This is a genomic window from Cryptosporangium aurantiacum (assembly GCF_900143005.1).
GTDB lineage: Bacteria > Actinomycetota > Actinomycetes > Mycobacteriales > Cryptosporangiaceae > Cryptosporangium > Cryptosporangium aurantiacum.
Window position 1 is genome coordinate 112,902 of the sequence record NZ_FRCS01000005.1, and the last position, 18,453, is coordinate 131,354.

An 18,453-nucleotide genomic window follows, 5' to 3' on the forward strand; every position below is an offset into this window, starting at 1 on the left:
GCTCGCATGAGCGTCCCACTCACACTCCTCGGCCTGCTGGAACGCGAACCCAGCCACGGCTACGACCTGAAGCGCGACTACGACACGTACTTCGGCGGCGGCAAGCCGCTGCCGTTCGGCCAGGTGTACGCGACGCTGGGCCGGCTCGCCCGAGACGGCAAGGTGGTGATCGGCGAGGTCGCCCCCGGCGAGGGGCCGGAGCGCAAGCGCTACGTCATCACCGATCAGGGCGCGACCGAGGTGAGCACCTGGCTCACCGAACCGGTCGAGCCGATGCCGAACCTCCAGAGCATCCTGTTCTCCAAGGTCGTGCTCGCGCTGATGCTGGAGCGCCCGGCCGAGGAGTACCTCGACCGGCAGCGCGCCGCCCACCTCGCGCGGATGCGGGAACTGACCGAACTCAAGCGCTCGGGCAGCCTGATCGACGGGTTGCTCGCCGACCACGCCCTGTTCCACCTGGAAGCCGATCTGCGCTGGATCGACCTGACCGGTGCTCGGCTGGCCTCCCTCGCGAAGGCGGTGCGGTGATGATCCTGGAAGCCCGTGACCTCTCGCTGTCGTTCGGCGCCACCCCCGCGCTGCGCGGAGCGTCGCTGCAGGTCGAGGCCGGTGAGATGCTCGCGATCATGGGGCCGAGCGGCTCCGGCAAGTCGACACTGCTGCACTGCCTGGCCGGCATCCTGGTGCCATCGTCGGGTGAGGTGTGGTTCGCCGGTGAGCGGCTGGACTCACGCTCCGACGAGGCTCGCAGCGCGGTACGCCGTGACCGCTTCGGCTTCGTCTTCCAGTTCGGGCAGCTGGTGCCAGAGCTGACCGCGCTGGAGAACGTCGCACTGCCGCTGCTGCTGGCCGGCGTCCGCCGGGCGGCCGCGCTGAAGCGCGCGGAACCCTGGTTCGAGCGGCTCGGGCTGGAGGGGCTGGGTGCCCGGCGGTCGGGCGAGTTGTCCGGTGGGCAGGCGCAGCGGGTCGCGCTGGCCCGCGCCCTGGTGGCCGAGCCCGAGGTGCTGTTCGCCGACGAGCCGACCGGCGCGCTCGACTCCCTCACCGGTGAGCAGGTGATGGACCTGCTCGTCGACACCGCCCGGAGCGCGGGCACCACGGTGGTCCTGGTGACCCACGAAGCGCGGGTCGCCGCGTACGCCGACCGCGAGGTCATCGTGCGCGACGGTCGCGTCAACAGCCCGGCGCTGACGCCGTGATCAGGTTCGGGGTGCGCCTCACGCTCGCAGGGGGGCGGGAGGCGGTCGCCCGGTTGATCCTGATCACGACCGCGGTCGCGCTCGGCACCGGACTACTGCTGTCGATCCTGGCGGCCGCCAACGCGGTCGACCGCCAGTTCCAGCGGTCCACCTGGCTCACGAGCAGCGACGACCGGCCACCGGACGCCCCGCTCGCCTGGCTCGGCAGGGAGGACTTCTACGAGGGCCGGACGATCTTCCGGATCGACGTCGCCGCGGTCGGGCCGGACGCCCCGGTGCCACCCGGCGTCGACCGGCTGCCCCGGCCCGGCGAGTACTTCGTCTCGCCCGCGCTCCGGACGCTGCTCGCCGACACCCCGCGCGAGCAACTCGGCGACCGCTTCCCCGGTGGAGAGTCCGGCACGATCGGCGCGGAGGCGCTCCCCGATCCGGATTCGCTCGTCATCCTGGTCGGCCGACCCGCGGCAGAGCTCGCGGACGCGCCCGGCGCCGTCCGGGTCGCCTCGATCAACACCGAGCAACCGGCAATTCAGACCGCGACGCTGCGCCTGATCCTCGGCGTCGTCGGGGCCGGGCTGCTGTTCCCGGTCCTGATCTTCGTCGGGACGGCGAGCCGCCTGTCGGCGGCCCGCCGCGAGCAGCGGTTCGCTGCCCTCCGGCTGGTGGGGGCCACGCCACGGCAGATCTCGACGATCGCGACGGTCGAGTCGGCGGTCGCGGCAGCGCTCGGCACCGCGATCGGGTTCGTGGCGTTCTTCGCCGTGCGGCGTCCACTCGCGGATGTTCCGTTCACCGGCGCGCCGTTCCACCCCGAGGACGTCGTCGTGCAGTGGCCCGGCGCGCTGCTGGTCGCGGTCGGCATCCCGCTCGCCGCGGCGCTGGCGGCCCGGATCACCCTGCGGCGGGTCCGGACGTCGCCGCTCGGCGTCGTCCGCAGGGCCACACCGCGGCCGCCCCGGGCGTACCGGCTGATTCCGCTGGTCGCCGGGCTCGCGGAGCTGGCCTGGTTCGTCGGGCGGCGACCGGAGACCAGCGCCGGCCAGACCACCGCCTACCTGACCGGGATGCTGCTGATCATGGTCGGCCTGGTGATCGCCGGGCCATGGCTGACGATGCTCGGCTCCCGCGCGCTGGCGGCGCGGTCTCGCCGGCCCGCGACGCTGATCGCGGCCCGCCGCCTCGCCGACGATCCCCGGACCGCGTTCCGGGCGGTCAGCGGCCTCGTGCTGGCGCTGTTCGTGGCCAGCACCGCGATCGGCGTCATCACGACGATCGTCGCGTACCGCGGTTCGGATCCGAGCGACACCGCGAACAGCGTGCTCGTGCTTTCGCTCGACGAGCGGACGCCACGCACCCTGCTGCCTCCGACGACACCGGACGCCGCGCTCCGGTCGATACCCGGGGTCGAGGACGCGGCGACGATCCGGATCGATCCGCCGAACGAGGCGACCGGGGAGTCCCAGCACGGGCCGTACTCGGGTCTCGTACTCTGCGCCGACCTCGCCCGGACACCGGTGGGCGGAACGTGCGAGCCCGGTGCCGAGGTCGCGTCGGTCTGGGCTCCGGTTCTGGCCGGGCAGGTCGAGCGGGACACGCCGCAGTCGACCTGGCCGACCGCGCGGATCTCCGCCGCGGAGCTGACGAACATGCCGATCGGCTGGGTTCTGGTCGGGACCGACGGTTCGACGGCGGCGCTGGAGCGCAGCCGCACGTTCCTGGAGCAGCAGTTTCCCGGCTACCGGGTGCCGCCGGGCACCGACAACGACTTCAACGCGAGCTTCAACAACAGCCTGGTGATCTGGCAGCGGCTCGCGAACGTCGTGATCCTCGGCAGCCTGCCGATCGCCGGGTGCGGCCTGGCGGTGGCCGTCGTCGGCGGGCTGAGCGAGCGGAAGCGGCCGTTCGCGCTGCTGCGCCTGTCCGGCGTGCCGCTGCGGATGCTGCGCCGGGTGGTCGCGCTGGAGAGTGCGGTGCCGCTGCTCACGGTCTCCGCGGTCGCGATCGGGACCGGGCTACTCGCCGCGCACCTGTTCCTGCGGGCGCAGATGGACTATTCGCTCCGGGCGCCCGGAGTCGAGTACTACGTGATCGTGGCGGTGGGGTTGGCCGCGTCGCTCGCGGTGCTGGCGTCCACGCTGCCGCTGCTGCGGCGGCTCACCGGCCCGGAGTCAGCCCGGAACGAGTGATCTCCCGGGCTGCGCTCAGGCCGCCTTCTTCAGGTGGTCGAGCGTGGCCCGGCGCAGGTCGTCGAGGTTGACGCCGGCGTCGACGATGACCTTCGCGCCGAGCCCCTCGCCCTCCCGGATCAGCCCGAGCAGGATGAAATCGCTGTTGATCTCGCGGCTCTGCAGGTGGATCGCCTCCCGCAGCGCGAGTTCGAGAACCTTCTTGGACCGCGGAGCGAACCGGCTGGTGCCGCTGCGCTTCGAGCGTCCGAACAGCCCACGCCGCTCTTCCTCCTCCGGGACCGGTGTGGGCCACGAGTCCGGGCCCAGCGTCCGCTCGACGCTGGCCAGCACCGCGTCCAGGTCGATGCCGATGCTGCGCAGCGCCTCGGCGTCCTCGTCGGTGAGCACCCGGCCGGACGTGCCGACCGCGCGCTGGATGTCGGCCCGGACCCGGTCGTACTCCAGGCCGGCGTCGCGGAGCACCGTGTTGGCGCGGACGTCGTCGTGGGCCAGCATCGCGAGCAGGAGGTGCTCGGTGCCGATCAGCGGGTGGCGCAACCGGCGCGCCTGGTCACGGGCGTCGAGGACCAGCTCGCGCGCTTCCTTGGTGAACCGTTCGAACATCGATGCGCTCCTTAGTTCCGCGACCCGGGAACTCGCCCGGCGTACTTCTTGTGGACGGCTTGTTTGCTGACTTCGAGGACCTCGGCGATCTCCTGCCAGGACCAGCCCGCACGGCGGGCGTTCTCGACTTGCACTGCTTCCAGCGTCTCGGCCAGCCGGCGGAGCGCGCGGACGGCGCGAAGGCCGATCCGGGCGTCTCCACTGCTGGCCGCCGCGGCCAGCTCCGTTGCCTCACTCATGTCGTCAACCGTAGTTGACGCTGCCCACTTCGTCAACCCACATTGACGCCTCGCGCCGACCCCGCGCCGAGTGGACCCACCTGGGCGAGCCATAGCCGCCCCAAACGGGTCCACTCCCCGGGGGCGCCGCCGGGTGAGCCTGCGCTACGGGGTGTAGAGCAGGCCGAAGAACTCGATCAACAGACGCTCGCGTAGGCGCGGCGGGGCCGCGGCGAGGAGCGCGTTGATCTCGGCCATCCGCGCCGGCAGCGCGAACGCGCCCCCGCCGTCGCCCGGCGCCAGCCCGCCGGCCGCCAGCAAGCCGCCGAACTCCTCGGACGTCAACGTCGACGGATCGAGCGTCCGCAACCACTCGACGATCCCCGCGTCCACCGCCACCGGCCCGTGCGCGTGTGCCGCCGCGACCGCGTCCCGCAGATCCGCGAGGAACGGCTCGATTTTCGGCGCGCTGGCGGCTGTGACCGTCAGGTGGAGGTTCGTCGGCAGCGCCCCGAGCGCGAACTGCGGCTGGACGTACCACCCCCGCACGGTCAGCTCGTCGGCCAGCACGAACAGGTCCGGGCCATCGTCCGCGGCCCCGAACGCAACCAGGCTGGCCTGCGGCGGACCGAGCACCCGCAGCCCCTCCACCGCTTCGACCCCGGCGATCAACGTCCGGGTCGCGGCCAGCGTCTGCTCGGCCAGCGCGAGGTACCCCTCCTCGCCGAGGTGACGGAGGACCGCCCAGGCCGCGGCCAACGGCGCCGCCGACTTCGTCGACTGCATCGTCGCGTTGATCATCGAGTAGCCGGGCCAGTCCGCGAACGCGAAGTACTGGCTGCGGCGCAGCTCGGCGTCGCGGTGCAACAGCACCGACGTCCCCTTCGGGGCGTAAGCGTACTTGTGCAGGTCGACCGAGAGGCTGGTGACGCCGGGCACGCTCAGGTCAAAGCCAGGCATTGGGACGCCGAGCCGGCGCCAGAACGGCAGCACCCAGCCACCGATGCAGGCGTCCACATGGCACCGGACACCTCGCTCCGCGGCCACCGCAGCGATCTCGACCACCGGATCGATCACCCCGTGGGCGTACGACGGCGCGCTCGCCACGACGAGCACGGTCCGGTCGGTGATCGCCGCCGCGACGTCGGCCGGGTCCGGGCGGAACGTGACCGGGTCGACCTCGACCGGAACCAGCTCGACCCGGAAGTATTCCGCCGCCTTGGCGAACGCGGCGTGCGCGGTCACCGGTGCCACCAGCTGCGGACGCTCGACGTCGTGCCGCCCGTCCCGTGCGGCCTTCACCGCGAGCAGGATCGACTCGGTGCCACCGGAGGTCACGGTGCCAACCGTCCCGGGGCCGCCGCCGAGCAGCCTGGCCGCGGCGGCCACGACCTCGTTCTCCATCGTCAGCAGCGACGGGAACACCGTCGGGTCGAGACCGTTGAGCCCGGTCACGGCCTCCGCTGCCCGGTGCGCCAGCGCGTCGAGCCCGGCCAGCCCTGAGTCGTAGACGTACGCCCAGGTGCGACCGCCGTGCGTCGGCAGGTCGGCGGCTCGCAGCGCCGCCAGCTCCGCGAGGACATCCTCGGCCGGCGCGCCCTGCTTCTCGAGGGTCATGCTTCTCCGTGGGTCGAGGTAGTCCGATCACCCGGCGGGGCCGTTGGCGCGGTCAGCGTGGCTAGCCGGGCGGGCGTGAGGTCGTAGCGGCGGAGCAGCGGCAGCGCGACCAGCATGATCAGCGCCGGCAGCACGCTGAAACCGAGGACAATCGCGGTCCGAGCGCTGTCCGGCTGCGCGTCGGCGTCCACCCCGGACCGATAGCCCCCGAACTGCAACACCAGGCCGAACAGACCAGGGCCGAGCGCGAGCCCCAGCGTCTCGCCGCCGGTCCAGACGCCGGTGAACACCCCGGCCTGGCGGCGGCCGGTGACCGCTTCGTCGGCGGCGATCGTGTCCGGCAGCATCGCCAGCCCGAACACCTGCTGGCCGGCGTAACCCACGCCGACCAGCGCGGTGGCGGCGAGCACCGCACCCAGCGGCGCCTCGCCCAGCAGAAACGCCACCCCGATCAACAGCGCGCCGGCCGCGAACAGCACCGAGCCGACGACGTACCCGGCGCGCTTGCCGATCCGGGCACCGACCCGGCCCCAGAGCGGTGTGACGATCAGCGCGGGCCCGACAAAACACACGAACAGCAGCGACGTCGCCCCGTCGTCGTCGAGCGGGCCCGACGCGACGTAGTCGGTGCCGGCCAGCATCACGCCGATGCCCACCGCCTGGATCACGAAGCAGCCGAGCAGCAGCGCGAACGGACGGTTCCGCCGGGCGACGGCGAGCTGCTTGCGCAACGACGGCTCGCTCTCGTGCACCGAACCGGTCGGCGCCCGCCGGGTGCCCCAGAACGCCGCGAGTGCCCCCACCGCGATCAGGGCCGCGACCGCCAGCCCGGCGACCCGGTAGCCGTCGCGGCCACCCCCGGCGGCGTCGCGGATCGCCGGGGCCGCGGCGCCGGACGCGAGGATGGCGAGCGCCAGCACGGCGATCCGCCAGGTCATCAAGCGAGTGCGCTCGCCGTACGGGTCGGCGGTACCCGCGGTGATCTCGGCGGGCATCGCGACGTACGGCACCTGGAAGAACGCGAACGCGGTCGCGGTGGCCAGGAACGCGACCGTGACGTACGCGGCACCGGCGCCGCCGGAGAACGGCCCGGCGAACAGCGCGGCGAACGTGACCGCGGTACCGAGCCCGCCGACGAGCAGATACGGACGACGCGCGCCCCAACGCGTCGTCGTGCGATCGGAGATGCGGCCCGCGATGGGGTTGAGCACGACGTCCCACGCCTTGGGCAGGAGGACCAGCAGGCCGGCGAGGCCCGCCGCGACCGCGAGCGTGTCGGTCAGATAAGGCAGCAACAGCAGCCCCGGCACCGTGCCGAACGCGCCGTTCACCAGCGAACCGGCCGAGTACCCGACGCGGGTGCCGCGGTCCAGCCGAGGGGTCACCGAAACCGGAGTGGCTGTCACGTTCGCATCCTGACGGTTCCGGTGGGCACGGGGGAAGCAGTGGAGATCGAACGCGACAAGGTCGCGCCCGTCGTCGCATTCTGCAGAATGGGCCGGTGACCGCTGCACCCCCGAGTGAGTACGTCGAGCAGGTCCTGGATGTCGTCGACGCGATCCCGCCCGGCCGGGTGATGAGCTACGGCATGGTCGCCGAGGTCGTGCGAGAACGGACCGGCAGCGGGTCGGCCCGCACGGTCGGCGCGGTGATGGCACGGTACGGCAGCGCGGTGCCCTGGCACCGGGTGGTGGCGTCCGACGGTCGGCTGCCCCCGGGCCACGAGGACGAGGCGACGCGGCGCCTCCGCGCGGAGGGCGTGTCGTTCCGAGGTGTCAAGGTCGCGATGGACGCCGCCCGCTGGTGGCCGGGGGAGCTCGATTAACCCAGCGCATCGAGGGGAAACAGGACCGGCATCCGGACCGGGAGGTGCCCCATGAGCGTGATGCGCACAAAATCCGTGGAACAGGCCATCCGGGAAACCGAAGAGCCAGAACATCGGTTACGGAAAGACCTGTCCGGGATGGACCTCACGGTGTTCGGGATCGGCGTGATCATCGGCACCGGGATCTTCGTCCTCACCGGCGAAGCAGCGCAGGAGTCCGCGGGACCGGCCGTCGCGATCTCGTTCGTCCTCGCGGCGATCGCCTGCGGCCTGGCCGGGCTCTGTTACGCGGAGTTCGCGTCCACGGTCCCGGTCGCGGGCAGCGCCTACACCTTCTCGTACGCGGGCATCGGTGAGTTCGTCGCGTGGATCATCGGCTGGGACCTGATCCTCGAGCTGATGCTCGGGGCGGCCACCGTCTCGGTCGGCTGGTCGCAGTACCTCGCGGTGCTGCTGGAGTCGCTGGGCTGGAACCTGCCCACGTCGATCGCCAGCGCCGAGGACGGGGTGTTCAACCTGCCCGCGGCGCTGATCGCGCTCGCGCTGACCGCCGTCCTGGTGACCGGCATCCGGATCTCGTCCCGGCTCAACGCGGTGATCGTGATGATCAAGCTCGCGGTGGTCCTGTTCGTGATCGTCGCCGGGCTGTTCTTCGTCAAGGCGTCGAACTACTCGCCGTTCATCCCGCCGACGAAGCCCGCCGAGGATGAATCCGGCCTGTCCGCGACGCTGATCCAGACGATCTTCGGGTCCGGGCCGGCCAGCTTCGGGGTGAGCGGCATCCTCGCGGCCGCCGCGCTGGTGTTCTTCGCCTATATCGGTTTCGACGTCGTCGCGACCGCCGCCGAGGAGACCCGGAACCCGCAGCGGGACGTACCGCGCGGGATCCTCGGTTCGCTGGTGGTCTGCACGATCCTCTACGTGGCGGTGTCGCTGGTCGTCGTCGGCATGCAGAAGTACAGCGAGCTCGACCCGGAGGCTCCGCTCGCGACGGCGTTCCGCGACGTCGGGCATCCGCTGTTCGCCGACTTCATCACGATCGGGGCGCTAGCCGGTCTGACGACCGTGATCATGGTGCTGATGCTCGGGCAGAGCCGGGTCGCGTTCGCGATGAGCCGGGACGGCCTGCTGCCGCGCGGCCTCGGCCGGGTGCATCCGCGATTCGGGACGCCGTACGTCATCACGATCATCGTCGGGATCGTCGTCGCGGTGCTGGCCGGGTTGCTGCCGCTCTCCGCGCTCGCCGAGATGGTGAACATCGGGACGCTGTTCGCGTTCGTGCTGGTCTCGATCGCGGTGCTGGTGCTGCGCCGGACCCGGCCGGATCTGCCGCGAGCGTTCCGGGTGCGGGCGCTGCCGGTCGTCTCGACACTGGCCGTGATCTCGTGCGTGATCCTGATGCTGTTCCTGGAGGTGGCCACCTGGCTGCGGTTCCTGGCGTGGATGGCGCTGGGATTTGTCATCTACTTCGCCTACGGCCGCACGCACAGCCGCCTGGCCCGGGCCGAGCGCGAGCCGGCGCGCGTCGACTGACGCCGAGTCACGCGAAAGTGGCCTTAAAGGGAGCTTAGAGGCCGCTTTCGCGGGAATCCGTGCGGCTTGCTGCGCTGGCTCGCCACGGGGCGGGCGGTGTCGGGCCCTGCGGTGTGGCCTCGGGGGGCGAGGGCAGGCGAGAACCTCGACGGCGGCGCGGAACGACCGCGCCGCAAGCAACTGGGGCCGGTCGCGGAAGCGACCGGCCCCAGCCATGCAGGCGTAGCAAAGATTGTGCTTTTAGTACTCGGGGAGGCTCGGGTCGATCTGCTTCACGTAGCCGATCACACCACCCTGCACGTGGACCGCGTCCTTGAAGCCGGCTTGCTTCACGGCGGCGAGCGCCTCGGCCGACCGGACCCCCGTCTTGCAGTACAGGACGATCTGCTTGTCCTGCGGCAGCTTCGACAGCGCTTGGCCGGAGAGGATGTCGCCCTTCGGAATGAGCGTCGCGCCCGGGATCGACACGATCTCGAACTCGGCGGGCTCGCGGACGTCGACCAGGAAGTAGTCCTTCCCGGCGTCCTTCCACTCCTGCAGCTCCAGGTTGGTGATCGTGGATCCGCGGGCCGCGTCCTGGGCCTCCTCGGAGACCGTGCCGCAGAACTCCTCGTAGTCGATCAGCTCGGTGATCGGCTCGGCCTGCGGGTCCTTCCGGATCTTGATCGTCCGGTACGACATTTCCAGGGCGTCGTAGACCATGAGCCGGCCGAGCAGCGTCTCACCGATGCCGGTGATCAGCTTGATCGCCTCGGTGGCCTGCACGGACGCGATCGACGCGCAGAGGATGCCGAGCACGCCGCCCTCGGCGCAGCTGGGCACCATGCCGGGCGGCGGCGGAACCGGGTACAGGTCGCGGTAGTTCGGGCCGTGCTCGTCCCAGAACACGCTGACCTGGCCCTCGAACCGGTAGATCGAGCCCCAGACGTACGGCTTGCCGAGCAGCACCGCGGCGTCGTTCACCAGGTAGCGGGTGGCGAAGTTGTCGGTGCCGTCGACGATCAGGTCGTAGTCGCGGAAGATGTCGAGCACGTTGTCCGACTCGAGCCGGGTCTCGTGCAGGATCACGTTGACGTACGGGTTGATCTCCTTGACCGAGTCACGCGCGGACTCGGCCTTGCTGCGGCCGATGTCGGACTGGCCGTGGATGATCTGGCGCTGGAGGTTCGACTCGTCGACGGTGTCGAACTCCACGATGCCGAGCGTCCCGACACCCGCGGCAGCCAGGTACATCAGCGTCGGCGAACCCAGCCCGCCCGCGCCCACACACAGCACCTTGGCGTTCTTCAACCGCTTCTGCCCGTCCATCCCGACGTCGGGGATGATCAGGTGCCGCGAATAGCGGCGTACCTCGTCGACGGACAGCGACGCGGCCGGCTCGACCAGCGGCGGCAGGGCCACGAGCTGCTCCTTCCATGCGGGGATGACTCCACCGGTGGGAACCGGGGCTCGGAGTTCATTGTTCCCGACGCCCGAACTCTGGGACAGGCCTCACTGACCTGCGGTGGGCTGCCCGGAGAGGTAGCGCCCGTTGACGTACGGCCAGGCGTTGGGCGTGCAACCCTGCAGGCCGAGCGTCTGCTGCTGCATCACCGGCGCGGGTTTGCCGCGGCCTCCGCAGCGCACGTGACCGTGGCCGAGCTGGTGCCCCATCTCATGGTTGACGACGTACTGCCGGTAGGTGGGTAGGTCGCCCTTGAACGCGGGCACCGCCAGCAACCAGCGCGCCAGGTTGATCACGACCTGGTCGCCGGTGCGGCACGACGTGTAACCGGCCGGGTCGAGCCCACCGGCGCGGCAGATGCGGTTCGTGGTCTCCGGGGTGGCCAGCAGAATCACCGCGTCCACGGAGCCACCGGTCACCCGCTGGAAGCGCCACTTCTTCGCCGCGGTCCAGCCTCGGGGGTCCGACAGCGTGGCGTCCACTGCGGCGGCGAAGTCGTCGGGCTTCTGCCCGGAGCCGCGTTCCACCTTGACCTGGTAGCGGACCAGCGTCCCGGTGGAGCCGCGCACCGGCGTCGTCCCACCCGCGGCGGTGAACGCCCCGCTACCCCGCGCGGGCACCGTTACCGCCGTCGACGCCGTCGGGCTCGCCTCCGGCTGGATCGCTTCGGCGCTCGGGTTGGTGCTCGGTTGGGTGCTCACTGCTGCGGAGGGCGTGGCTCTCCCGGTCGTCCGGGTTCGCTCCGCCTGCTCGTGTTCGGTGCGGCTGCCCCCGCGGACCAGGTCGACGAGCACCAGAAGGGCTGTGAACAGCACGAGGAGCACGAGGAACCGACGGCGTCGGCGGGCTGCTCGCCGCCGGGCGGCCTGGCGTTGGGCGCGGAGGTAGGTCGCGGAGACCGAGGAGTGCGGTGGTGCCGAAGCGGGACGATCGCCGGGCCGCCGCCCCTGCCGGATCTCGGAACGCAGGGCACGGCGGGCCTCGTTCGCCGAGTCGGGGTGATGGCGCCCGCGCACGCGTCGCTCGCGGAACGCGTCCGTACGCGTGTCCGCTGTCGCCCGCCGGCCGGTATCCCGGTGACGGCCGTCCGACGGGTGCGCGGGGTCCTCCCCCCGCAGGGACGGGTCCGCGGTCCGCTCGCTCAGTTCGCCTCCCCGGTCACTCTGATCACGGCGTTCACGGCGGATTCCCCCGTACCCCACCTACGATGCCCTGTCCGACGGGTGAGTCAGGCCACTACTGACCGGTTACCTGCCTCGATCAGCGGAAGCACCGCCCGGGCCACAATACGGGGGGATTCGAGTTGAGCCGTATGTCCCACACCGCGTAGAACGAGCAGACGACTGTTCGGTATCGCTTTTGCGGTCCTTGAGGCCAATTTGACGTCGACCATGCGGTCTTTGTGGCCCCAGATCACCAGCGTGGGCGCCTGAATCTGACCGGCCAGCCGCCAGAGCGAACGGCCCGGCGGGACCAAGTAGGACGCCACCAGCCCGCGCAACGAGGCGACGTACGCGGCGGCTCCCCACGGCACCGCCAACCGATGCTCGGCCTCGGCGATCGCTTCCTCCCAGCGCTGCGGCGCGACCGCCGACGGATCGGCGAAACAGACGTCGATCATGCCCTGGGCCATCTGGTGCGGCGTCGCGGCTCGGAGGATGCGCTCCACCACGCGCTCGACGCGGGGCACCACCAGGACCGGGAGCATGTGGCGGTGGGTGGGGCGCGGGCGGTACACCGGCATCGCCGGCGAGATCAGCGTCAGCGTCCGCACCAGGTCCGGACGCAGTGCGGCGGCCCGGATCACGACCGCGCCGCCGAGCGAGTTGCCGAACAGGTGGACCGGTCCGCGTCCGGACACCTCGATCCAGCGGATCACCAGCTCGGCGTAGCTCTGCTGGGTGTAGCCGCCGGGCAGGGCCGGGCCGCTCCGGCCGAAGCCGGGCAGGTCGATCGCCTGCCCGTCGAGACGATCGGAGAGGAGGTCGGCGAGGTCGGTCCAGTTCTGTCCGGAGCCACCGAGCCCGTGGACGTAGAGCGCGGGCTCGGCGTCCGGCGCGGTGGCCGGGGTCTCCCGGACGTGGATCTCGATCGCTCCGCCCGGCCAGTCGACCTCGACGGTGCGACCGGGCCAGGGCGGAACCAGCGGGTCTGGCGTTGGGCGGAGTACGGAGTCGGGGGCGAGTCGAGCAGGCGTCACCCTTTCCAGTTTGCCCGCCAGTTCGGCCGCGTTCTGGGGATCTGGCACTGGAGGCCCTGATCGGGGCCTGCGATCTGCGGGTTCGCGGGGTTCGGGGTCGGCGCGGCGGCGGCCAGTTGCCGCAGGTGGCGGCCAGTTGCCGCAGGTGGCGGCCAGTTGCCGCAGGTGGCGGCCTCCGCGTGGCCGGCCCCTGGGCGATGGCGGGTAGCGCTGCGGGTGGCCGCCCGCTCGTCGCCGGTTCTAGCGGCTGCCGCTTCTAGTAGCCGCCGCCGTGGCGGCCGGTCTCCTCGTCGGCGTAACGACGACGCGCCCGCGGGGACGGCTGGTCGCGGCGATCCGGGTACTCGGCGGCCGGACCGGGCGGGCCGGATCGGTAGCCACGCTCCGCGGGGCTTGGCTCGCGTTGCGTCGGCGGCCCGACCGGCTGCGGGTCGGCCCAGGAGCCGCTGGGGCCGAGCGGGTCGTGCACCGGCCAGGCGCCGGTGGGTTCAGCGGCGTGCCGACGGCGCGGCGGCGGGGACGCCGCACTCGGGCCGAGGCCGGCGGGACTACCCGGCATCGCCGGGCCGCCGAGGCCGACCGGGCTACCGAGGCCACCCGGGCCGCCGGGACCGTTCAGCCCGCTCGGGCCGTTCAGGCCGCTGGGGCCGTTCAGGCCGCTGGGGCCGTTCAGGCCGCTAGGTCCGCCGGGGCCATTGAGGCCGCTCGGGCCGCTGGAACCCAGCCCGCTGGGACCATTGAGGCCGCTGGGACCGTTGAGGCCGCTCGGGCCGTTGAGGCCGCTCGGGCCGTTGAGGCCGCTCGGGCCGGCGGGGCCCAGCCCGGTTGAGCCGTATTCGTTCGAGCCGTACCCGTTGGGTGCGGCGCCGTTGGGACCGACCCCGTTCGGGCCCGCCCCGTTCAGGCCTCCACCGTTAGGGCCAGCGCCGTTCAGGCCGGCGCCGTTCGGGCCGAGGCCGCTCGGGCCGACACTGTGCGGACCCGCACCGTTCGCGCCAGCGCCGTTAGGCCCGTAGCCACTCGGCCCGAGCCCCGCCCCGGACGGCTGGCCCGCCCCGGACGGCTGGCCCAGGCCGGACGGCTGGCCCAGGCCGGACGGCTGGCCCAGGCCGGACGGCTGGCCCAGGCCGGACGACCCGAACCCGGACGGCTGGCCTAGCCCGCCCGCCCCGGACGACCCGAAACCCGATGACTGGCCGAACCCGGACGGCTGGCCCGCTCCCGACGACTGACCGAACCCGGGCGACGGTTGTCCCAGCCCCGACGGCCCGAGGCCCGCCGACGGCTGGCCCATACCCGATGCCTGCCCCAGACCCGACGGCCCAAGATCCGACGCCCCCAGACCCGACGGTCCCAGACCCGACTGGCCAAGACCCGACGGACCCGAGCCCGGCTGCCCCGAAACCGGGTGACCGAGCCCCGCACCGGGCTGCCCGGACACCGGCGACTCGGCCCGGCCGTGCCTGCCCCGCCCGCCACCGGACGCCGACTCGGCGTACCCGGCCGACTCGGCGTACCCGGCCGACTCGGCGTACCCGGCCGACTCGGCGTACCCGCCCGACTCGCCGTACCCAGCCGGTTCGCCGTACCCGGCCGGTTCGGCGGCGCGCCGCGGCGGCAGCCCGAGCCCGCCGTACTCACGTTCCAGATAGCTCCCGCCCCCGAGGCCACCGCCTCCGAGCCCGCCCAGCGGTCCCCCGCCAGCCGCGCCGTTCACCGCCGACGGCTCGCTCGACGGCGTCGCACCGTTCGTGCCTCGGCCGTACGACGGCGGGACGTTGCCTGGCTGCTCCGGCGTCGAGGCTGCCTCGTCCCAGCGCGGCGGCGTCCACTCGGCGGCGGGCGCCGGTTCTTCGGACGTCGGCCACGACCAGATCGGCTCCTCCGGCGGCGCCCAGGTGGGCTCGGCCGGCGGGGTGAACACCGCAGACGCCCCGGCGGTGAGATCGCCGCTGGTCCGCGCGTCGGGCTCGGGGTCGGAGAGCGGAAGATCAGGCAGCGAGAGAATCGCGGGCTCGACGGGCGCAGGCGACACCGGAGCCGCGTCGTCCGGCGAGTCCTTCGTGACGTCGTTGCGAACCAGCCGCGCCCAGGTCGCCGCCGCCCAGTCACCCAGGTCGGCCGCACCGTTCGGGCCCGGCGCGAGCTCCAGCTCGCCGGTGGGGGCCGCGATCGACTCCGTGTACGGCGGCGGCGAGACCAACGGTGTGCTCGGCGCGTACTCCGGCTCGGTCGTACCCGGCACCGGGTAGCTGCCGGTGTCCTTCTCGCTCTGTGCCGCTGCCGCGGCCCGGCGAGCCGCCCGGCCGCCACGAACCGGTTCTCTGACCGGCTCCGACGCCGCTTCGTCAGCCTGCGGAGCAGCATGCGACGGAGCGTGCGCCGACGCCACTTCCGCGGCGTCCGGCTCCGGCTCCGGGTCGTACGGCGCGTCGTCCGGACCGGCCATGATCGTCCGGTAGGTCGCGGTGTTCTCGACCGCGAGCGGCGGCGCCGAGTGCGAGAAGCTCGCGGCCCACGACGACGTCGCCGCGCTCTCCGGGAGCAGCGACTCGAACCGCCGGTTGAGCGCGGAGAGGACCGCCCGCACCATCGCCTGGCGGGCGTCTCCGCGAACCAGCGCCACGCCGGCGAGCCGATCGACCTGCCCCGGCGTCAGCAGTGTCACGACCGCCACCGCGAGCCGGTCGGAGCCGATGTCGGTCAGTTCGGCCTGGTCGAGACCGCACCGGGCGCGGCCCTCCAGGAGCGCGTCGACCGCGTTGAGGGTCGCGCCTGCCACCGTGCGGAGCACCGTGCGCTCGACGGCCGGCCCGGTGGCCGAGCCGACCACGCGCGCTGTGGCCGTCGCGAGCGCGACGTCCACCCGGACATCCAGACCGCCGGTGACGACCTGTAAACGCTCCAGGTGGACGCGGCGCTGCGGGCCGTCGAGCGGGACGCTCCGATCCTCGTCCACTCCGTCGTCCACCAGCACGGACCGGGTCTGGTCCACCTCCACGCCGAGCCTTTCGTCAAGGATCCGGGTCACTGACCACGCCACTGCGGCCTCGTCGGCACCGTCGACGAGATCCAGATGCAGAGTACGGTCTCCACCCGCCGCCGTCCGAAGCTCGGCGCTACGGACCCCGACGACCGCGCGTACGGCATCGAGCAACGCGGCCACCGCGATCGGCCGGGAACCGCCCGGACCGCGGGTTCTCACCGTGAACACCGCACGCGCTCCGACCAGGTGCCGGTTGCGGTGCGGAGCGGTGGTCACGAGGTACTCCCGTCTCGTACGACCTCTCACGCAGGCTACCGACGGATAGCCCTTCCGGTCAGGCACCTGAGGGGGAACGGTCCGGTACTGAAGGGTGCAAACGGACAGTCCGAACGGCGGTTCCGGCGGAGCGGGCAGAAGGTTCATGACAGCTCGCGTACTCTTGCTACCCGGCGGTAAGTGCGGAGGTTCCGCGAGGCTGGAGGAGACCATGGCTACCCCGGTGAGCAGTGATCCTGTCGCCGCGAGCACCGGCAGAACCGGCCGGTTGCCCCGGTCCGCGCGGCGCCGGCAGTTGCTCACCGCCGCGCAGGAGGTCTTCGTCGCCAACGGCTATCACGCCGCGGCGATGGATGACATCGCGGACCGGGCCGGGGTGTCGAAACCCGTCCTCTACCAGCACTTTCCCGGCAAGCTGGACCTGTACCTGGCGCTGATCGACCAGCACACCGAGGCGCTGGTGAACCATGTCACACAGGCGCTTGCGGGTACGAGTGACAACAAAATCCGCGTCCACCTGGCCACCAAGGCCTACTTCGACTTCGTCGACAGCGAGGGCGAGGCGTTCCGGCTCGTGTTCGAGTCGGACCTGCGCAACGAGCCGGCCGTGCGCGAGCGCGTCGAACGCGCGTCCCAGCTGTGCATGGAGGCGATCGCCGACACGATCGGGCATGACACCGGTGTCTCACGTGAGCGAGCCGAGCTGCTCGCGATCGGCTTGACCGGTGCGTCCGAAATCGCGGCGCGCTACTGGCTCAACGCGAACCGGGCCGTTCCGAAGGAAGAAGCCATCGCGCTGCTGAGCACGTTGCTCTGGCGCGGGATCTCCGACTTCCCGCTGGAGCGCGAGCCGGAGAATTCTGCTCAGCGCTGACACCGCTGCCCGCGCCGCTCGGTGGGAGCTTCGATCGGATAGCTTCTAGAGCGGTTGATGTGAGCGTCCGGGTACGGATTCGTACCCGTCAGCGAGGAGGCACTGCGGTGGAGGTCAAGATCGGCGTGCAGTTCGCTCCACGCGAGCTCGTGCTGGAGAGCACCCAGAGCCAGGACGACGTGGAGCAGGCGGTCGCCGAGGCGCTGGCCGGCAAGAACAACCTGCTGTCCCTGGTCGACGAGAAGGGGCGGCGGGTGGTCGTTCCGGCCGACAAGATCGCCTACGTCGAAATCGCCGAAAGCGAACTACGCCGAGTAGGCTTCGGCACCCCTTAGTGGGCGGCCCGGTCAGGCCGACGCTGACGGGCGAGCGAGCCTCCTTATGGCAACAGGCCAAAGGTCACGGCGTCGGCTCGCTCGACCGCCAGCCCCGCCCTGACCGGGCTCCAGGTCCGTAGCAGGTACAACTGCGCGCGCCTGGCGGCGCTTTACAAGCAATAGTCGGACGCCCGGCCGCGAGGAATCGCGGCCGGGCGTTTGTGCTTTGGGAGCACCGTCAGGACTTGAGGCCCAAGGACTGGAGTCGCGCGGTGTGGCCGGCCGTGAGGCGGTCGATCAGCGCAGCCAGCCCGGCCGGCTCGCCGGACCCGAGCGGCTCCACCAGCGCCACCAGCGCCGGACGCGCCGCCACGACGAGCTGGGCCTGGGTGACAGCCTCCGCCACCAACCGCCGCGCCCAGAGCCCGAGCCGCCCGGCCAACGTCGGGTCGACCGCCACCGCGGCGCGCACCTCCGCGACCGCGTACCCGGCGTGCCGATCGTCGTGCAGCACCTCCAGGACGAGCGTCCGGTCCGGCTCGGCGAGACTGGCGGCCACCTCACGGTAGAAGTCGTCCGCGATTCCGTCGCCGACGTACGCCTTGACGAGCCCTTCGAGCCAGTCCTTGGGCCGGGTCGACTGGTGATAGGCGTCCAGCGAGGTGACGAACGGCGTCATCGCCTCGACCGGGTCGACGCCGATCTCGGCGAGCCGGTCCGCCAGGCGCCGGTAGTGCACGAGCTCCGCGGCGGCCATCTCGCTCAGCGCCGCACGCCTGCGGAGGTCCGGGGCGAGCCGAGCGTCCACGGCCAGGTTGTCGAAGGCCACCAGCGCGCCGTAGCTCAGGACGCCGAGCAGGTCGGCGACGGAGGGACCAGCCTCGGCCGACAACTGATCGGAGGCGTCAGAACGACCCGAAACGCTCAGTGCAAGCTCCTCGGTGGCGATGAAGTAGGCGGACGTGCTCACCGTAGAGCCTGCACCGCCAGTGGCGGTGTTCGTCACAGATCGCCGATGACATCGGTACGCGACCACGGCTGCGAAAAACGTCGCGGTAGGCTATGAGTGAGGTGACAGCCGTCACCGCACTAACTCGCGCCGTAATTGCCCCCCTTGGGTGCATGGTCCGCGTCGCGCCTGCCGTTCCCGGCCGGGTGCCCCACGCGCGCTA

16 protein-coding genes are annotated in these 18,453 nt (G+C 71.9%); 7 read left to right on the plus strand and 9 right to left on the minus strand.

Annotation, left to right across the window (positions count from 1 at the left end; genetic code table 11):
• Nucleotides 1–6: 6 nt before the first annotated feature.
• The 3 genes from BUB75_RS18075 to BUB75_RS18085 are packed head-to-tail and all read left to right on the plus strand — an operon-like array spanning nt 7 to nt 3,385.
• Nucleotides 7–528 carry a PadR family transcriptional regulator gene (locus BUB75_RS18075; protein WP_073258717.1) on the plus strand — a complete coding sequence of 174 codons (522 nt, stop codon included), beginning with the start codon at nt 7–9 and terminating at the stop codon, nt 526–528.
• Entirely contained in the window at nt 528–1,199 is a 672-nt protein-coding gene (locus BUB75_RS18080; RefSeq protein WP_073258719.1) for an ABC transporter ATP-binding protein, read from the plus strand. The genes BUB75_RS18075 and BUB75_RS18080 overlap by 1 nt, the downstream gene beginning before the upstream one ends.
• A complete protein-coding gene (locus tag BUB75_RS18085; protein ID WP_073258721.1) occupies nt 1,196–3,385 on the plus strand; it encodes an ABC transporter permease in 2,190 nt (729 codons plus the stop codon). The genes BUB75_RS18080 and BUB75_RS18085 overlap by 4 nt, the downstream gene beginning before the upstream one ends.
• Nucleotides 3,386–3,400: 15 nt before the next feature.
• On the opposite strand, the gene BUB75_RS18090 is transcribed toward BUB75_RS18085, so the two are convergent.
• From BUB75_RS18090 to BUB75_RS18105, 4 genes are all read right to left on the minus strand, one after another.
• Entirely contained in the window at nt 3,401–3,991 is a 591-nt protein-coding gene (locus BUB75_RS18090; protein WP_073258723.1) for a Clp protease N-terminal domain-containing protein, read from the minus strand.
• Between the two features lie 11 nt (nt 3,992–4,002).
• Nucleotides 4,003–4,230 (minus strand): hypothetical protein, encoded by a 228-nt coding sequence (locus tag BUB75_RS18095; protein WP_073258725.1) that lies wholly within the window; start codon nt 4,228–4,230, stop codon nt 4,003–4,005.
• Nucleotides 4,231–4,374: 144 nt separating this feature from the next.
• On the minus strand, nt 4,375–5,826 hold the full coding sequence (locus BUB75_RS18100; protein WP_073258727.1) for a pyridoxal phosphate-dependent decarboxylase family protein: 1,452 nt from the start codon (nt 5,824–5,826) through the stop codon (nt 4,375–4,377).
• Nucleotides 5,823–7,232, minus strand: coding sequence for an MFS transporter (locus tag BUB75_RS18105; RefSeq protein ID WP_084741438.1), 1,410 nt, complete (start codon nt 7,230–7,232; stop codon nt 5,823–5,825). The genes BUB75_RS18100 and BUB75_RS18105 overlap by 4 nt, the downstream gene beginning before the upstream one ends.
• 95 nt (nt 7,233–7,327) lie before the next feature.
• On the opposite strand from BUB75_RS18105, the gene BUB75_RS18110 reads away from it, so the two are divergent.
• The gene (locus BUB75_RS18110; RefSeq protein ID WP_073258731.1) at nt 7,328–7,651 is read left to right on the plus strand and encodes an MGMT family protein; all 324 of its coding nucleotides are present in this window, start codon (nt 7,328–7,330) and stop codon (nt 7,649–7,651) included.
• A 51-nt stretch (nt 7,652–7,702) separates the two neighbouring features.
• Entirely contained in the window at nt 7,703–9,184 is a 1,482-nt protein-coding gene (locus BUB75_RS18115) for an amino acid permease (RefSeq protein WP_073258733.1), read from the plus strand.
• Between the two features lie 240 nt (nt 9,185–9,424).
• Here the strand turns inward: BUB75_RS18115 and moeZ are convergent, their stop codons facing one another.
• From moeZ to BUB75_RS46290, 4 genes are all read right to left on the minus strand, one after another.
• Nucleotides 9,425–10,585 carry an adenylyltransferase/sulfurtransferase MoeZ gene (gene moeZ, locus BUB75_RS18120; protein WP_073258735.1) on the minus strand — a complete coding sequence of 387 codons (1,161 nt, stop codon included), beginning with the start codon at nt 10,583–10,585 and terminating at the stop codon, nt 9,425–9,427.
• 90 nt (nt 10,586–10,675) lie between these two features.
• A complete protein-coding gene (locus tag BUB75_RS18125) occupies nt 10,676–11,644 on the minus strand; it encodes a DUF3152 domain-containing protein (protein ID WP_178379906.1) in 969 nt (322 codons plus the stop codon).
• A 212-nt stretch (nt 11,645–11,856) separates the two neighbouring features.
• Nucleotides 11,857–12,828: an alpha/beta fold hydrolase gene (locus tag BUB75_RS18130; protein ID WP_073258739.1), complete on the minus strand. Its 972-nt coding sequence runs from the start codon at nt 12,826–12,828 to the stop codon at nt 11,857–11,859.
• Nucleotides 12,829–13,084: 256 nt separating this feature from the next.
• Entirely contained in the window at nt 13,085–16,090 is a 3,006-nt protein-coding gene (locus BUB75_RS46290) for a mediator complex subunit 15 domain-containing protein (protein WP_073258741.1), read from the minus strand.
• A 211-nt stretch (nt 16,091–16,301) separates the two neighbouring features.
• Between BUB75_RS46290 and BUB75_RS18140 the strand changes: the two genes are divergently transcribed.
• Both BUB75_RS18140 and BUB75_RS18145 read left to right on the plus strand, forming a co-directional pair.
• Nucleotides 16,302–16,964: a TetR/AcrR family transcriptional regulator gene (locus tag BUB75_RS18140; protein ID WP_073258743.1), complete on the plus strand. Its 663-nt coding sequence runs from the start codon at nt 16,302–16,304 to the stop codon at nt 16,962–16,964.
• 107 nt (nt 16,965–17,071) lie between these two features.
• The gene (locus BUB75_RS18145) at nt 17,072–17,299 is read left to right on the plus strand and encodes a DUF3107 domain-containing protein (RefSeq protein ID WP_073258745.1); all 228 of its coding nucleotides are present in this window, start codon (nt 17,072–17,074) and stop codon (nt 17,297–17,299) included.
• 220 nt (nt 17,300–17,519) lie between these two features.
• Here the strand turns inward: BUB75_RS18145 and BUB75_RS18150 are convergent, their stop codons facing one another.
• Nucleotides 17,520–18,251: a ferritin-like fold-containing protein gene (locus tag BUB75_RS18150; protein ID WP_084741440.1), complete on the minus strand. Its 732-nt coding sequence runs from the start codon at nt 18,249–18,251 to the stop codon at nt 17,520–17,522.
• Nucleotides 18,252–18,453: the final 202 nt, after the last annotated feature.

Bases quoted from the DNA above. Each gene is read 5' to 3' on its own strand.
- BUB75_RS18075 (WP_073258717.1), top strand. From the start codon at position 7: ATGAGCGTCCCACTCACACTCCTCGGCCTGCTGGAACGCGAACCCAGC.
- BUB75_RS18080 (WP_073258719.1), top strand. From the start codon at position 528: ATGATCCTGGAAGCCCGTGACCTCTCGCTGTCGTTCGGCGCCACCCCC.
- BUB75_RS18090 (WP_073258723.1), bottom strand. From the start codon at position 3,991: ATGTTCGAACGGTTCACCAAGGAAGCGCGCGAGCTGGTCCTCGACGCC.
- BUB75_RS18095 (WP_073258725.1), bottom strand. From the start codon at position 4,230: ATGAGTGAGGCAACGGAGCTGGCCGCGGCGGCCAGCAGTGGAGACGCC.
- BUB75_RS18100 (WP_073258727.1), bottom strand. From the start codon at position 5,826: ATGACCCTCGAGAAGCAGGGCGCGCCGGCCGAGGATGTCCTCGCGGAG.
- BUB75_RS18115 (WP_073258733.1), top strand. From the start codon at position 7,703: ATGAGCGTGATGCGCACAAAATCCGTGGAACAGGCCATCCGGGAAACC.
- BUB75_RS18140 (WP_073258743.1), top strand. From the start codon at position 16,302: ATGGCTACCCCGGTGAGCAGTGATCCTGTCGCCGCGAGCACCGGCAGA.